This window comes from Lysinibacillus agricola (assembly GCF_016638705.1).
In the GTDB taxonomy this organism is placed as follows: Bacteria; Bacillota; Bacilli; order Bacillales_A; family Planococcaceae; genus Lysinibacillus; species Lysinibacillus agricola.
This window is the reverse complement of record NZ_CP067341.1, coordinates 5,198,167-5,214,930: the sequence shown is the minus strand read 5'-3', so window position 1 is coordinate 5,214,930 and position 16,764 is coordinate 5,198,167. Positions and strand designations below refer to the sequence as shown.

Genomic DNA, 16,764 nt, shown 5'->3' with positions numbered 1-16,764 from the left:
AAAAGTTGGCATGCTTTTTGCATTAATAATTAATGTAAATATCTTTAGGAGGTTCTATATATGTCAAATGAGTTATTATTTCAAGAATTAGGCTTAGACAATCAGGATTTAAAGAAAATGTTGTATGACATGATTCTCATTAGAAAGTTCGAAGAGACACTGAAACAACTATATCAACAAGGAAAAATTCATGGAACTATGCATTTATGTATTGGCCAAGAAGCCACAGCAGTAGGTGCTTGTTTCCCTCTGAATAATGAAGATAAGATTACAAGCACACATCGCGGTCATGGACACAGTATTGCTAAAGGAACAGATGTTAAAAAGATGGTCGCAGAGCTATTTGGGAAGGTAACGGGTCATTGCAAAGGCAAAGGAGGTTCTATGCACATCGCTGATATGACAGTTGGAAATCTAGGTGCAAATGGAATTGTAGCAGCTGGTCTACCACTTGGTGTCGGCGCTGCTTTGACATCAAAAATGAAGGAGCTAGGCTATGTAGTACTTTGCTTCTTCGGGGATGGTGCAACAAATGAAGGGGCGTTCCACGAATCACTTAACCTTGCATCTATATGGAAGCTTCCGGTAATTTTCTTCTGTGAAAATAATTTATATGGAATGTCAGGTTCTATTACAGAAATGACAAATATTGAGTCCATTGCTGTCAGAGGATCAAGCTACGGAATTCCAAGCGAAACAATTAACGGTAATAACATTTTAGAGGTCATTAAAGCGACACAAGATGCAGTCGAACGTGCGAAAAAGGGTGAGGGCCCTACATTGATTGAAGCGGAAACTTATCGATGGGAAGGGCATTCAAGAAGTGATGCTCGAAAATATAGAACGCGCGAAGAGGAGAAGGAGTGGAAGAAAGAAAAGGATCCAATCGAAGTTTTTAAGGAAATTCTAATTTCAAATAATGTCATAAATGAAAACGAATTCATAGAGTTAAACGAAAAAGCTCAAAACCAGATGAAAGAAGCGGTTGAATATGCTGAAAATAGTGATGATCCAAGTATAGATACTTTAATGACAGATATTTACGCCTAGGGGAAAAGGAGAAATCAAGATGAGAGAAATTAGTTATTCAGAAGCTGTTAAAGAAGCAATGACTCAAGTGATGCGTGAAGATAATGATGTATTTATTATGGGTGAGGACATCGGAGTATATGGTGGAGCTTTTGGTGTCACAAGTGGAATGATTGATGAATTTGGTCCTGAACGAGTTCGTATTACTCCTATTTCAGAAGCAGCAATTAGTGGTTGTGCGGTCGGTTCAGCAATGACAGGAATGCGCCCAATTTTAGAAATTCAATTTTCCGATTTCGTTGTAATTGCTATGGATAATATTGTAAATCAAGCAGCTAAAATGCGTTATATGTTTGGTGGGAAAGCAAAAGTTCCAATGGTAGTAAGATTACCAGCTGGCTCTGGTGCAGGATTTGCAGCACAACATTCACAGAGCTTAGAAGCATGGATGACACATATACCGGGCTTAAAAGTTGTACAACCTTCCAATGCATACGATGCTAAGGGCTTATTAAAAGCTGCAATAAAAGATGACAATCCGGTTTTATTTTATGAGCATAAAATGCTTTATAACCTAAAAGGAGATGTTCCTGAAGAATCTTATGAAATTCCTCTTGGCGTGGCAGATATTAAACGAGAGGGGAAGGACATTACTATTATTGCTACAGGTATGATGGTAAATCATGCAGTAGAAGCTGCACAACAACTTGAACAAGAGGGAATAGATGTGGAGGTAATTGATCCACGGACACTTGTTCCGTTAGATGAAAAGGCGATTTTAGAATCTGTTAAGAAAACTGGGAGAGTACTAGTCGTTTATGAGGCAGTGAAAAGAGGCGGATTTGGTACAGAAATCGTTAGTTTAATCGCTGAGAGTGATGCCTTTGATTACTTAGATGCACCGATTTTACGATTAGGTGGAGTAGAAGCACCAATACCATATAACCCAAAACTTGAAAAAGCTGCAATCCCTCAAGTATCAGATATTTATCAAAAATGTTTAGAATTAATGAATAAATAGAGGTGAAACCGAAATGGCAAGAGAAGTGGTAATGCCCAAATTAGGAGCAACGATGGAGGAGGGCATCATTGTTAGTTGGCTTGTAAATGATGGTGAATTTATCGAGGAAGGCGATCCGATTGCTGAAATTCAAACAGATAAAATTGTTCTAGAAGTAGAAGCTGAATCTTCAGGACATCTTTTAAAAAAACTATATGATGCAGGTAGCACAGTAAAAGTACATGAAATTATTGCCTATATGGGTGAAGAAAATGAGGCAATAGAGCAAACTGAAAACTCCTCAGAATCTATAGATAATAAATTAGAAGAAAGCAATGAGCAAGGAAAAGTACGAAAAACACCTGCTGCCAACAAGCTTGCAAAAGATAATGGAGTTGACCTTTCTCTTATATCTGGAACAGGTCCAAACAGTCGAGTACAAAAACAGGATGTTGAAAATTACTTACAACAAGATACATCTAAAATCACACCATTGGCACAAAAGATGGTTCAGGACCTAAAGATAGATGATAAAGATTTAATTGGCTCAGGACAGCACGGTAAAATAACGAAAAAGGATGTCTTGTCCGCTGTTTCTGCAACAACATCATCACAAGAAGTAGAATCTACACCGCTGAAAAAAGTACCGTTAAAAGGCATGCGAAAAGTAATTGCAGAGCGAATGAGCGAAAGCTATTATACTGCACCGCATGTAACAATGACAACAGAAATCAATATGACGGAATGTGTAAGTCTGCGTAAACAATTACTACCTGTAATTGAGAAAGAAACAGGGTATCGATTATCCTTTAACGATTTAATTGTTAAAGCAGTTGCACATACATTATCTAAAAACAAAGCATTAAATATTTCATTACAAAATAACGAAATTCATTTTTATGAGGAGGTCAATATTGGATTTGCCGTTTCTCTAGATGAAGGTTTGGTAGTACCGGTAATTGGAAATACAGATCAAATAGGTTTAGCGGAGATTGTAAAAAGAAGTAAGGAAATAGTTGCAAACATAAAGAGTGGAAAATTGAGTCCGGAATATTTTGAAAATGGTACTTTTACAATTAGCAATCTAGGCATGTTTGCTGTTGATTCATTTACACCGATTATTAATCAGCCACAGTCAGCGATTTTAGGTGTAGGAAGAATTTTGGAAAAGCCAATTGTAAAAAATGGTGAGGTAGTTATAAATTCAATGATGCAATTATCATTATCGTTTGACCACAGAGTAATTGACGGAGCACCAGCTGCTCAGTTTATGACGGACTTGAAAGAAAATCTAGAGAATCCATTTAGAATGCTTGTTTAAATTGAGGTGAGAACATGACAACATTTGATGTAATCATAATTGGCGGAGGTCCCGGGGGATATGTCGCTGCGTTGAGAGGGGCCAGTGAAGGACTAAAGGTTGCGCTTATAGAAGCTGGACAGCTAGGAGGAACTTGCCTCAATCAAGGCTGTATCCCATCAAAAACCTTTCTAAAAAATGCAGAAATACTAGAAGAAATTGAGCAAGGAAAGCAACGTGGGATTATAGTAAAAGACGTAGAATTTTCGATGGAAGGTATGGTTGCCTACAAAAATTCAGTTCTTAATAATTTAAGAATGGGTATCCAATCTTTATTAAAAACTAGAAAAGTAGAAGTATTTAATGGGTTAGGATCAATAAAAAATCCTCAAGAGGTTGAAGTCATTTCAAATAATGAAAAGACTACTCTTTCAACTAAAAATATTATTATTGCAACAGGAAGCCGTCCATTTATTCCGAAAATGGAAGGCTTAGAGAAAGTTAAATATCATACAACTGATACAATTTTTGATCTTAAAACGTTACCATCATCTATTACGATTGTTGGTGGTGGGGTAATTGGCGTAGAGCTGGCCGATGTATTTCATAGTTTAGGATCTAAAGTGACTATTATTGAATATAGCAACAGAATTATTGCTATGGAAGATGAGGAAGCTTCAAAAGTTTTACACAAAAAGCTTCACGAAAAAGGAATTAATATTTTAACGGAACATCTTGTGACAAGTATGAGTGAAGAAAATGGATTAAAGACACTAAAAGTAGAGAAGAAATCAGGAGAGAAAGTTGTCGTTTCTTCAGAAGAGTTACTTATGGCAGTAGGACGGACACCTAACGATTCTGCGACCAAGCAATTAGGCTTAGCGTACAATGGAGCATTTATTAAAGTTAACGACTATTTACAAACAAATATTTCAAATATTTATGCGGTCGGAGATGTAATAGGCGGATATCAGCTTGCTCACGTTGCAAGTGCAGAAGGATTAACTGTCATTGAGAATATTTTAGGTAAACAAAAGAAAATCGATTATTCAATTGTGCCACGATGCATTTATACAAATTTACAAATTGCAAGTATTGGCCAATCAGAAAATGACTTGAAAAGTAAAGGTATTGATTACACAGTTACTAAATATAATCTTTTTGGAAATGGAAAAGCTCAGACTTTAGGAAAAAAAGATGGCTTTGTCAAAGTATTTACAGATTCTAAATACGGTGAAATTTATGGTATGTGTATGGTAGGTCCATATGTAACAGAATTAATTGGACAAGGATCGGCATATATGAGTCTTGAAGGTACCGTGTATGAAATGGCTGAGATGATTCAACCACACCCATCACTGTCTGAAATATTTATGGAAGTAGCTAATTTAAGTATTGGTAAAGGGGTTCATTAACATGACAGACAACACTGAACTTTTTAATCTAAAAGGGAAAAAAATAATTGTAACCGGTGGGGCTCAAGGAATTGGCCATGAATTCGTAAAGGCCTTTAAGCAGGCTGGAGCTGAAATTATTGTTCTGGATATTTCTGACAAAACAGCCTCACTTAGCTCTTTAAATGTTGGCTATATTAAGTGTGACTTAATGGAAGTCGAGAAAATAAAACTATATTTTAAACAAGCTTTAGAGCTATTAGATGGAAAAGTAGATGTTCTTATTAACTGTGCAGGAATTATTAAACGTAGTCCAGCGGTGGATGTACCATTAGATACATGGCAAAAAATATTTAACTTAAATGTCTTATCTTTATTTGAATTAAGTCGATTAGCGGCAGTCGAAATGAAAAAATTTGGACAAGGTAAAATTATTAATCTAAGCTCAATCGTATCCATTGTTGGGGCGTACAATTCTTCACCTTATTCAGCAAGTAAGGGAGCGGTACTACAATTAACAAAATCATTATCAAATGAATGGGCTCAATATGGGATTCAAGTAAATGCCATTGCTCCGGGGTATATTTTAACAGACATGAATTCCGATATTTTACAGGACTCAGTACGTAAAAAAGAATTTGAAGATCGCATTCCATCTAAAAAATGGGGCGATCCTCAAGATATTGTAGGTACAGCTATGTTTTTAGCTACCAAAGCATCTGATTATGTTACAGGCATTTTAATCCCAGTCGATGGAGGTGTTTTATCACGATGAGAAAAAATTTATATATTGATGGACAATGGAGAGAAAGTGAAATATATAGTGATTTAAAGTCACCTTATTCACAACAAACAATCGCAAAGATTGCCCAGGCTTCAATCGAGCAGGTTGAAGAGGCAATCGATGCAGCACAAGAAGCATTTAAAGTAATGCGAAATCTAACGGCTTATGAGCGCTCAAATATATTAGAACAGTTGGTAAACCTGTTAATTACTAATAAAGACAAAGCCGCAGAGATTATTTCATTAGAATCTGCGAAGCCTTTGAAATTTGCAATAGGTGAAGTAGAACGAACAATAGAAACTTATAAATTCGCGGCAGAAGAGGCAAAACGAATTTACGGTGAAGTTCTACCTATCGATGCTGCCAAAAATGGTGCGAATAAAATTGGATTAACAATTCGAGAACCATTAGGAGTGGTAGCAGCTATTACGCCATTTAATTTCCCGATGAATTTAGTCGCACATAAATTAGGGCCAGCGATTGCAGCGGGTAATACGGTTGTTCTAAAACCAGCATCTCAAACACCGCTATCATCCATATTTTTAGCGGAATTATTAAGCCAAACAGATTTACCAAAAGGCGCATTTAATTTGGTAACTGGAAGTGGAAGAACAGTTGGAGATGTTTTGGTAGAAAGTGAAAAAGTAAAAATGGTTACGTTTACGGGAAGTCCAGGCGTTGGGTTAGGTATAAAACAACGTGCTGGACTGAAGAAAGTCTCCCTAGAACTAGGATCGAATGCAGGATTAATCATCGATCAACATACGGATATTGATGTAATAACTGATAAATGTGTGGTTGGGGCATTTTCAAATCAAGGACAAATTTGCATTTCATTACAACGAATTTATGTGCATGAAAGTGTGGCAGAAGAATTTTTGCAAAAGTTTAAAGAAAAGGCTGAGAAATTGGTATTGGGAGATCCGCTGAATATAACGACAGATATTTCAACGCTGATTAGTATAGAGGACAATAATCGAGCCCTAAGCTGGATTGATGAGGCGATAGCAGAGGGAGCAAAATTAATTAGTGGGGGCCAAGTAGAAGCAAATATTTTAAAACCTACTATTTTAGCTGAAGTACCTTCAATTTCAAAAGTATCGTGCCAAGAGGTCTTTGCGCCCATTGTTACAGTAAATAAAATTAGTACTGTTCAAGAAGCTATTGAAGCAATAAATGATTCTCGGTTTGGATTACAAGCTGGTATTTTTACAAATGATATTCGAAAAGCTTCAAAAGCCATGCATCTTTTAGAAGTAGGTGGAGTAGTTATTAATGACATTCCAACATTTAGAGTAGACCATATGCCGTATGGAGGTGTGAAAGAAAGTGGTAACTGTCGAGAGGGTATAAAATATGCTATAGAAGAAATGACAGAATTAAAGCTAGTTATTTGGAATCAATAAGAATAGAGAGGGTGGTTTTTATTCAAGTCTATGGTATTTTGGGAAATCCCTTAGTGCACTCACTTTCGCCTTTATTGCAAAATGAAACCTATAAAGAGAATAATATTCAAGCCACGTTTCAAAAGTTTGAAGTGGCAGATGATGGATTAACAAATATAATGATGCAATTAAAATCCAGTCGTGTAGGAGGATTACTTGTCACCATTCCCTATAAGGAGAAAGTGCTGCCATATATAGATGAGTTAGATATTACTGCTAAAAATACAGGGGTTGTTAACATTATTCAAGCATTGAACGGTAAGCTTATTGGATATAATTTTGATGGTCAAGCGTGGTTAGCAGGACTTTTACAAGAGTTTAACCTATCAAACTTGAATGGAATGAAAATTCTTTTGATTGGATTTGGTGGAGTAGCTAAATCCATCTACTTTGAGCTCCTGCAATTTGAAGATGTTGAAATTGATATAACAAACCGAACAGTAGATAAGGTGAAGAACTCGATAGATAGACCGAATATTAAGATCTTATCCTATGAAGAAGCTGAGCAGCAAACACTTAAATATGACGTTATCATTCAAACTACCCCTATAGGTATGTGGCCACATACGGATGCCATGCCTCTAAATATTGTACAGCTAAAAGAAAAAGCGATTGTTTCGGATGTCATTTATAATCCCAAAAACACAGCATTTCTTAAACAAGCTAAAAATTTAGGTGCCCGTATACAAAATGGTATGACCATGCTAGTTATGCAAAATCACAAGGCAATAAAAATGTGGTTTCAGAAAGATGTAAATTACAGTCAGATGGTAAATTTAATAAATAAATAATGACTATCATTAAAAATTAAATTCCCCTTAAAATATATCAAAAGGTGAAGAAGAGCTTAGCGGTTTTCTTCACCTTTCTTTGCGTTCTACAATTCTTTTCGTTTAGAGGATGAGGGGATATTTAATTCATCTCGGTATTTAGCGATTGTTCTTCTAGATAACTCAACTCCTTCTTGGTTGCAAATGAGTTCCAATATTTTATTATCAGATAATGGTTTTTTCTTATTTTCATTTTTTACAAGTTCAAGAATTTGTGTTTTTATTTTTTCCTTAGAGATATCTTCCCCAGAATGAGTCGTTACCTTAGATGAAAATAAATTCTTCATTAAGAAAGTTCCCCAAGGTGCTTGAATATATTTGTTCATCGTTGCTCTACTAACAGTAGATTCATGACGATCAATAGCTACTGAAATATCTTTAAGAGTCATTGGTTTTATAAAATATAGTCCATTTTTAAGGGCTTCCAATTGTTCTCGTATTAAGTACTCCATTATAGCGATCATTGTTTCTCTTCGTTGTTCAAGAGATTGAGATAACCAGTTGTAATCCTTCTCCCATTTATTCATTTGTTTTTGTTCTTCTGTTGATAAGTACATCGACTCTATTTTTGTCATAGTAATAGAAGGAGAGAACCAGTCACTTAAAGCGTAAGTTATGAAATCATCTTTAATGTCAACTATTATATCGGGACGAATAACTTCAGACATACTAGAATAATCAGGTTTAAAAGGCTTTGGGTTTAATGATTTTATAATATTTATATTATATTTCAGTTCTTCTTCATCTATCTGTAAACATTTTTTTATGTCATTCCACTTACGATCAGCTAATTTTTCTAAGTGATGTTGGATAATTTCTTTAGCAAATAATTCATCAGGATAGAAAGCTTCTAGTTGTAACAGTAAGCAATGCTTAAAATCTGCAGCCCCCACACCTACATAATCTAAATTTTTCAGAAGCTGTAAAGCGTGGTTGTATTGAGACTGTGAAAATAACTGAGTCACATTTGGTAAATAACCAAACTCATTTAAGTTTAGAATAAGCTGTTGAAGAAGCTGATAATCTTCAGATGAATGATAAGTTAAACGAATTTCACTTAAAAGGTAATCTACATTTGATATCCGGAACTCCGCATTGTTTTCAGGTAGATTCATATATTTGTTTGTATGATAACCTTCCTTAAAGTGAAAGCTATCTTTCACTTCAATTAAGGGATTTGAAAGTGATTGTTCTATAAGAAATGTTTCAAGCTCATCTGAAGGCATTTGTAACAATTCTATTGCTTGTCTCAATTGTTTTGTCATAGCTAATTTTAAATCTAATTTTTGATTTACTTCTAAACGCATTGAACTCACCTCTTATATTCCATTTTAACATTTCATCTTAAAATTAAATCAGAATATTTCTAATGTTATTTAAATTAAGAAAGGTATAAATAATAATAATTTTTAGTAGTTTATATGATATAAATAAGTTGTGCAAGTGAATAATGAACCAATGGAAATAATGAGAATTTCATGAATTACCACACATATTTTCTGGGCAATAAAAAAAGGATTTCAATTTTATGAAATCCTAAAAAATTTTATTCATTAACTGATTAACCTCACGCAATACTTTTGCCATATCTATCAGTTTTTCCTGTGAAAACTTTAAAAATAAATCTTGAACCTTCAATTCGCCGCTATTAGTTAAAATCATCTTTACGACACGACGATCTTCTTTCTCTCTAAGCCGCTCTACTAATTCTAATTTTTCCAGCTTATCGCACATTGATGTAACGGCTCCAGGTGTCACACTAAAGAATTCAGCAATTTCTGTTGCTTTCATACCACCATTAATTTTTAGCTGAAGTAGGAGGATCAGTTGGTTTTGAGATAATGATTCTCCTTCAGATAAGAGATTTACAAACATTTTTGATTTTTGCTGTATTTCAAGCATCTCTCTCATAATGATTTCCACGTTATGCAGTTGATTGTTTTCTGACATATAATCACAGCCTGTTAAAATATTTAATAACTAAATTATATAGCAAATAAATAATATGGGCTACTGCCGATATCCTTAAGGAAATTAATTTCTTGTCAATGTAAAATACGGACACTGTAGAAGATATTAATCTCATTATCTTTTTCATCTAATTCCCTCTGCGAATGTAAATTGTAATCAAAATTTTTAGATTCTTTTAGGAAGAGTTGTTGAATTGTACATTTTTCTTTTATAAACATAAAAGTACATGCTTAGGGGCCACCATAGAACTACAAAGATTGGATAAAACGCCCATATCACTCCTGGTGAAGAGACAATATTTACTGTAATAAAAAAGATACTGATAAGAACTGTAGCGGTAACAGAGAATGCTACAAACGTTTTTCTTTGTGCGTGGTATAAAGCTAAGGGCCACCAAATTACTAAAAATGCTGGATAGATCGCCCAAGGGTATGGATGGGACAAAATAATATTTAATAAGGAGTAATAAATAATGGTACTTGCACAGCCTATTAGTGCAATTTTTAATGTTTTTGCTTTTTCCTCTAAATACATAAGAATTGGCCACCAGATGATTGGATAAACCGCATAAATGAACCATATATGATCGGGCGAGTATACATAATTTTCAATGATAAGAAAAGCAATAATCATGGCACTACAAACAAGAGAATATTGTTTATACATTCTTTTAGACATAAAGAATAACGTAATTGGCCATAGCAAAACTAGTAAGCACGGGTAAATAAACCAAAGCTCCTGAGGTGACGTCGTATAATTGACGATTCCTAAAAAAATCATTGTCATCAAACTACCAACAATCGAAAAGCTAATAAAGTTCTTCATGTTTTATTCACTCCATTTCTTACGTGACCAAACGAAGTACATAGCTAGAGGCCACCATAATATTGCGAAAATTGGATAGATTGCCCAAATTGTATGTGGCGTATAGTAAAGATTAATAAAAACAAAAAATGCAATAATTAAGCTACTACCCCATATAGAAAATTCTAAATTTAATTTAGCCATGTTTTTCTTTTCGGGCTCCTTGACACCTAATTCCTTTTTTAAATCCTCAATATCTCCAAACTCCACGATGGCTTTGTTGATGGCATCCTCTTGTTCTTTCCCTTGATCCATCAAATAAAATACTTTTTCTTCAAGATTTTGAATGATTTCTTGTTTAACCATCTCTGTTTCTTTATTATGAGGAATGTCTTTAAAAAGCTCATCAATATGGTTTTTTATTTTTTTCATTCTAAGCCCTCCATAAATAAGTCGATTATTTCTTTTACTTCCGACCACTCTTTTACTAGCTCGTTTAAATAAGCTTTACCTAAAGGGGTAATACGGTAATACTTTCTTTTGCCTCCATGTGAAACATCACCATAATAGGCTTCAATAATTTCCTTTTTTTCAAGGCGTTGAAAAACTGCGTACAAAGTTGCTTCCTTAATTTGAAAACGATTATTTGTGCGGATACTTATTTCCTGAGAAATTTCATAACCATAACGATCTTTCTCTAAAATTAACCTTAAAATAATGGAATCCAAGTGTCCGCGGATGATGTCACTTCGAACCATAAGTCACCTACTTATTTTTATTGCTCTATCTGTCAGAGTAATATTAGCAAACATTACTCTACCTGTCAAAGTAATTTTTCCGAATACGTCCAAATTTTCGGTGAGGTGTAATTATTAGAGGTTAAAAAAATCCCTTTCACTTCAGAAGTAAAAGGGGACTGGGGATATTTATTTAGCATTGAATTGTGATGGTTACTTCGACTTCACAAATTGTTTTCACAAATTCTCGGCTCTTTTTATTACATATACAATGCTGCAAGGAATATACCTAATGTCTCTTCGTAGATGTCGTCGAATTGGCTGAGTGGAAGTGGATTTGTACCACTACCTAACTCGACGGTAAAGCCAGGTCTGCGGAAGTCCTGAATAAACCAATCTTTATAACCTGCATAACTACCTGCCGACTTGATAGGCTCATAGCCACTAACTCGACTAAATTCATTAACAAGAATTTCTGACTCAGGTGGTTCGAGATTTTCAAAGCCCGATACGAAAAACATATACATTTCCAAAAAAATGTAAACATCTCTACTGTGACACAACTTTTATCTTCCGACTTTCGTTTTTGTGTCTTCCTTATTCTCCGAGTCTGATTTCGCCGAAGCTACTGCCATTTAGTATGACTCTCAAAGGCTTAAATTCCGCAGTATCGTTGTTAACATTTTTATAGTTGTATATATTTTTCTTGTTCACATTAAGGCGCAACCCTTCATGCAGTCTTTCTCTCACGAGTAGACCTCTTATGCTTTCACATAAGCGCAGACTATATCTTCATCTTATTTTCTAATAAGAGCCACATTTTTCTTCCGCCATTCGCTTGCGGTTTTACTCTCCCTCAAGGAGATAGTCGTTGAACGTCTTCCTTGTCTCATTAGAGATTTAGGACTTTCGCTGCTAAACATCCATTGCCAAAGCACTTAGCGCTACCGTTTTCCGTTGTCACGACGACCCTTTACGGACACTGAGTAATTTTTTTCAGCTTATGCCATCCTTGTTGTTTTTTCTGCTTTCGCACCGTTACGTCTGCCGTTTCCAGCTCCGCTTTGGTCACAAGGCTTTAGGAGTTAAAAGCAATTAACGTGGAGTTCGCACCAATCGCTTGATACGAAGGGTATTCTGTTATAAATCTATGCTTCTATACAGATTTGTATAGTTTTGTTTAAATTTGTCGTAACAGTTTAGTTACCCAATAAATCACTCTACCTTGTGTATGAAAAGCAAGAACTCTTGCAAAATCGCGCTTCTTAGTCAAATCAGCCATAGCAATGGCCTCAGGCTCGGACAAAGGTCGTTGTCCTCCATAATCTCTTGGTCCAGGTGTTTTCGGGTTGCGTGCACTTTCTAGTTCCCATTTTGCAGGGAACTGATCGTTCAAATCGACGCCATGTATATTTGCCTTCCAACCAGAGAAATTGGTGCTACTGCTATTCCAAGTAATAAGCTGATTTTTTAATGCCTCGTCATTAGGTGGTCCCTGTATCACTAAGTCGACACCATCAGGATTGACCATCGGAACTATGGAAAGGGTTGTTTGCTGGTAAAGTGGGAGTGGAGATAAACCGCGAATTGTACTTTGATTGGTGAGTGAGAGTAGATAGTCGTTTATAAAAGTTAAGATAATCGGAGTTGTAATCCATTCATTCGCATGAAAGGAGCCGTTATAATGGACACGCTTAGTCCCGTTTCCGATAAGAAGCTCTGGAATTTCATGCTGTAAAACAGAATGTCCGATTGTAGAGCTTTGTAGAAATGGATAAGCATCAAGTAGTTTTTTAATATCATTCATCATGAGGGTGTAGGTATAATTTTGTTTACCATTGACGAGCCTCCATGTAATTCGTTGAGGAATGCGAATTGTCTGGCCTATTTGTAATTGATTTGGATTAAGGCCAGGATTGACAAGTAAGATGGCTACTAATGGGAGATTTCTGCTATGAGCTATTTGCCAAAAGGTGTCTCCTTGTTTTATTTGATAATTGACCGTAACAAAGCCCGGAATTCGAATGCGTTGTCCAACCCTTAAAAATTGAGGGTTCATATTTCGGTTGGAATCTATAATTAGCTGAAGAGGTATTTTAAACACTTCACTAAAATGCCAAAGGGAATCTCCTGGTCTTACGAAAATGTCCACAATTGTTCTCTCCTTACTATCAATTATGTCTCGGCAAAATTGGCCAATATAAAATATATATGAAAAGAATACAGGACTTATTAACTTTTAATGGCTCATCATCAAAACGTGTGGTTGATTACCGTTCCGACTTGGCGCTTTGTTGCTGCCGCTACGCTTTCGCACAGATAAAACATTTGTTGCTGTCGCTTCGCTTTCGCACAGAGCAGAGCTTCCTGGGTGCGTCGGGGCAACAAATGTGTTTGTGCGAAAGCGTAGTGCAACGTAGCGGCAGCAACAGGATATGGGTCACGAAGGCGTTATCACAGGACGTGATGTTTTTAGCCTTCGTTCCTCTATTGCTAATCCCCAAGGAGTCGCCCAGTCGTAACGAAGATCAACTTATTTACATAGTAGACGTTTTAACAAAAGTCATCCACAACTTTTGATGATGAACCCTTTTAATGTGAACTTTGTTAAGTATTCCTCGCAAAGAGATTACTCTCTTAACCTAAGAGGAAGAAACTTTGTTACTTTTTGATGTACAATAATACTAGATAATAGAGTTTATGTCAGGTGAAGGTAGGAAAAGAAATGTTAAATAAATTTAAGATAAGTATACGAACTAAAATTACGTTAGGCTATATTGTTATCATACTTTGTTTACTTGCATCAGTGATTATCTTAAATAATCAAATTTCCTCTCTACAAAAAGAAAGAAATTATATTATCAAGAAGGATTCAACTATACATGCTCTAACCAATCGCATTGAAAAACACATTTTAGATATGGAATCGAACCAGAGGGGCTTTGTTATTACAGGTGAATCAAGCTACTTAGAACCTTACAACGAAGCTGGTGAAAATTGGGAATCTGATTTTAATGAACTTTATCAGCTTTTAGAAAATACACAACAACAGAAGTTAAATGAGATAAAGACGACGATAGAGCATTGGATTACAACATCAGCGGAACCTTCCATTAAATTTAAAAAAGAAAACAATACAGAATCGTTATGGGAAATTTATAAAGTAGATATAGGTCGTAAAGACATGGAAATAGTACGAAATCAGTTTGAGTCACTCCGTTCAGCGGTAGTTGCAACTATGCAAGCCAAAGTAAATGAGTTGGACAAAAGGAATAGTATTGTAACACTTACACTGCTTGGCATACTTGTATTTATTTCAGTTGTTGCGATTATCATTGCAAGTGGTGTTTCTCGTTCAATCGTAAAAACGTTAACTGAGGTTACACGAACGATCCGAGAAATCGCTGCTTCCAAGAGCAGTCAAAAAGGAAGAATACATGTTAGAACAAATGATGAAATCAATGCTCTTGCAGCTGCTACAAATGAATTGCTGGATGCGCTTGAGAGAAGAGAATGGCTACAGTTGAATATCGCAGAAATTGTCACAAAATATCAAGGTATTTCTGGCATAACCAAATTAGCTGAAACCTTCCTTTCAGAAATAGCGCAAAAAACGCAGTCTTCCCTGGGCGCATTTTATGTTCGTGAAACTACTGATAATCATATACAATTTGTAAAAAAAGCTGCTTTTGCGGACGCAGGAGATAACGTTGGAATTGAAAGCTTTAAACTGGGACAAGGCTTAATTGGACAATGTGCTTTAGAAAAAAAGGTTTTAATTTATAACGATATTCCAGAAGATTTCCGTTTAATAGGTACTGGTTTAGGGAAAGTACCGCCGAAAGGTATTTTTATCGTCCCTATTATATTTGAAAATGACGTTATAGCTGTCGTTGAATTAGCTACAATAACTAGCTTTAATAAGCTGCAGCAGGAACTAGTGAAACAAGTTATCGAAACCTTTGGATTAACGATCAATAGTGTCCTAGGGCGTATGGAAATTGTCCGTTTATTGAATGAGTCAAGAGCTATGACAGAGGAATTACAGGCACAGTCTGAAGAGCTTCAGACACAATCAGAAGAATTGCAGATGCAAACAGAGGAACTGACAATGATTAATGACCAATTGGAAGAACGAACAAAAGAGGCAGAGTTAAAGTCGAGAGAATTAGAACAAGCTAAAAAAGAATTAGAGGAAAGTGCGGAACAGCTGTTACTAAATTCAAAGTATAAATCTGAGTTTCTAGCCAATATGTCACATGAATTGCGAACGCCACTGAATAGCATTTTAATTTTATCTGAAATGTTAGCTGAAAATAGCCAAAATACTTTATCAGAAGAGGAAGCTGAATTTGCAAAGGTTATCCATTCTTCAGGTGAAGATCTACTGGCATTAATTAACGATATTTTAGATTTATCAAAAGTTGAAGCAGGCAAGTTGGATATTAGCTTTGATGAAATGAATATGAGTGAGGTTCCTGTACAAATCGAGCAAACTTTTGCGCCTGTAGCAACGAAACAAAATCTACAATTTTATATTTCGAAAGACGAAAATGTAGTCGATGTTTTCTATACTGACGAACAAAGATTCCAGCAAATATTGAAAAATTTATTATCAAATGCCTTTAAATTTACAAAACAAGGCTCAGTTCATCTTGACATTAAACAGCTTGGTCAAGAACAGTTAACAAATAATATGCAGGATGTTAGTGCTTACTGGTTAGAAATCACAGTTTCAGATACAGGTATAGGGATTCCAAAGGAAAAACATCAGCTTATTTTTGAATCATTCCAACAGGCTGATGGGGCAACAGTACGTAAATACGGTGGAACAGGTCTTGGTTTGTCCATCTGTAAAGAGCTTGCGGGATTACTTGGCGGCTGGATTTCTTTACAAAGTAATGAAGGGCAAGGTAGTACATTCACACTAACAATCCCAAGCTTGCCAAATGGCATCGAAGAGCAAAAACGTCTTGAACTTGCTATTCATGAAGTAGGGGCTACTAATGAATTAGAAGAGCTAATAGAAAAACAGCTATTGGAAACTAAGGACTTCTCTCAACAAGAGGTAGAAGTTTTTCAAGGGAAAAATATTTTACTTGTAGACGATGATTACCGTAATATATATGCATTAAAAAATGCACTCGAAAAACGAGGTATGAATATCTTAGTTGCCAAAGACGGGATAGAGTGTTTAGATATTATGCAAGTTAATGATGGAATTGACCTTATTCTGATGGATATTATGATGCCAAATTTGGATGGCTATGAAACGATGTCGATTATACGCAAACAAATGAAGATTACGGATTTACCGATTATCGCTTTAACAGCGAAGGCCATGAAAAATGATCGAGATAAAACAATAGAGGCTGGTGCTTCAGATTATATAAGTAAGCCATTAAATTTAGATCAATTAGTATCCGTTTTAAGAGTATGGCTAGTTTCTAAAGGGAGTTAATAAAATGGA

Annotated in this window: 14 protein-coding genes and 2 pseudogenes; 8 read left to right on the top strand and 8 right to left on the bottom strand. The window is 35.5% G+C overall.

Translation table 11 applies throughout. The features are described 5' to 3' along the window. Positions 1-60 precede the first annotated feature (60 nt). From FJQ98_RS26145 to aroE, 7 genes are read left to right on the top strand one after another with little or no spacing between them, the layout of a single operon-like run. Complete coding sequence (locus tag FJQ98_RS26145; protein WP_053595959.1) at positions 61-1,050, top strand: thiamine pyrophosphate-dependent dehydrogenase E1 component subunit alpha; 990 nt, start codon at positions 61-63, stop codon at positions 1,048-1,050. Positions 1,051-1,069: 19 nt separating this feature from the next. After that, positions 1,070-2,050, top strand: coding sequence for an alpha-ketoacid dehydrogenase subunit beta (locus tag FJQ98_RS26140; RefSeq protein ID WP_053595960.1), 981 nt, complete (start codon positions 1,070-1,072; stop codon positions 2,048-2,050). A 13-nt stretch (positions 2,051-2,063) separates the two neighbouring features. Further along, a complete protein-coding gene (locus FJQ98_RS26135) occupies positions 2,064-3,350 on the top strand; it encodes a dihydrolipoamide acetyltransferase family protein (protein WP_053595961.1) in 1,287 nt (428 codons plus the stop codon). A 14-nt stretch (positions 3,351-3,364) separates the two neighbouring features. Beyond that, entirely contained in the window at positions 3,365-4,744 is a 1,380-nt protein-coding gene (lpdA, locus tag FJQ98_RS26130; RefSeq protein ID WP_053595962.1) for a dihydrolipoyl dehydrogenase, read from the top strand. A 1-nt stretch (position 4,745) separates the two neighbouring features. Further along, positions 4,746-5,498, top strand: coding sequence for an SDR family oxidoreductase (locus tag FJQ98_RS26125; protein WP_053595963.1), 753 nt, complete (start codon positions 4,746-4,748; stop codon positions 5,496-5,498). Continuing rightward, a complete protein-coding gene (locus FJQ98_RS26120; protein WP_053595964.1) occupies positions 5,495-6,913 on the top strand; it encodes an aldehyde dehydrogenase family protein in 1,419 nt (472 codons plus the stop codon). Before FJQ98_RS26125 ends, FJQ98_RS26120 begins: the two co-directional genes overlap by 4 nt. A gap of 11 nt (positions 6,914-6,924) precedes the next feature. Then, complete coding sequence (aroE, locus tag FJQ98_RS26115; RefSeq protein WP_053595965.1) at positions 6,925-7,743, top strand: shikimate dehydrogenase; 819 nt, start codon at positions 6,925-6,927, stop codon at positions 7,741-7,743. Between the two features lie 86 nt (positions 7,744-7,829). On the opposite strand, the gene rpoN is transcribed toward aroE, so the two are convergent. The 8 genes and pseudogenes from rpoN to FJQ98_RS26075 all read right to left on the bottom strand — a co-directional run bounded on the left by rpoN (position 7,830) and on the right by FJQ98_RS26075 (position 13,709). Continuing rightward, entirely contained in the window at positions 7,830-9,089 is a 1,260-nt protein-coding gene (gene rpoN / locus FJQ98_RS26110; RefSeq protein WP_053595966.1) for an RNA polymerase factor sigma-54, read from the bottom strand. Positions 9,090-9,318: 229 nt separating this feature from the next. Continuing rightward, on the bottom strand, positions 9,319-9,732 hold the full coding sequence (locus FJQ98_RS26105) for a MarR family transcriptional regulator (RefSeq protein WP_053595967.1): 414 nt from the start codon (positions 9,730-9,732) through the stop codon (positions 9,319-9,321). A gap of 186 nt (positions 9,733-9,918) precedes the next feature. After that, positions 9,919-10,578, bottom strand: a complete 660-nt coding sequence (locus tag FJQ98_RS26100) for a hypothetical protein (RefSeq protein ID WP_053595968.1) — start codon at positions 10,576-10,578, stop codon at positions 9,919-9,921. Between the two features lie 3 nt (positions 10,579-10,581). Next, positions 10,582-10,989: a permease prefix domain 1-containing protein gene (locus FJQ98_RS26095; RefSeq protein WP_053595969.1), complete on the bottom strand. Its 408-nt coding sequence runs from the start codon at positions 10,987-10,989 to the stop codon at positions 10,582-10,584. Next, the gene (locus FJQ98_RS26090; RefSeq protein ID WP_053482886.1) at positions 10,986-11,315 is read right to left on the bottom strand and encodes a PadR family transcriptional regulator; all 330 of its coding nucleotides are present in this window, start codon (positions 11,313-11,315) and stop codon (positions 10,986-10,988) included. The genes FJQ98_RS26095 and FJQ98_RS26090 overlap by 4 nt, the downstream gene beginning before the upstream one ends. A gap of 239 nt (positions 11,316-11,554) precedes the next feature. Further along, positions 11,555-11,800, bottom strand: a pseudogene (locus FJQ98_RS26085) (peptidase M14); the annotation flags it as partial. A gap of 701 nt (positions 11,801-12,501) precedes the next feature. Beyond that, a pseudogene (locus FJQ98_RS26080) lies at positions 12,502-13,446 on the bottom strand (M14 family metallopeptidase); the annotation flags it as partial. Between the two features lie 101 nt (positions 13,447-13,547). Beyond that, positions 13,548-13,709: a hypothetical protein gene (locus tag FJQ98_RS26075; protein WP_201406589.1), complete on the bottom strand. Its 162-nt coding sequence runs from the start codon at positions 13,707-13,709 to the stop codon at positions 13,548-13,550. Positions 13,710-14,019: 310 nt separating this feature from the next. Here FJQ98_RS26075 and FJQ98_RS26070 point away from each other — a divergent pair, with 310 nt between their 5' ends. Next, positions 14,020-16,755: an ATP-binding protein gene (locus tag FJQ98_RS26070; protein WP_053595971.1), complete on the top strand. Its 2,736-nt coding sequence runs from the start codon at positions 14,020-14,022 to the stop codon at positions 16,753-16,755. Positions 16,756-16,764: the final 9 nt, after the last annotated feature.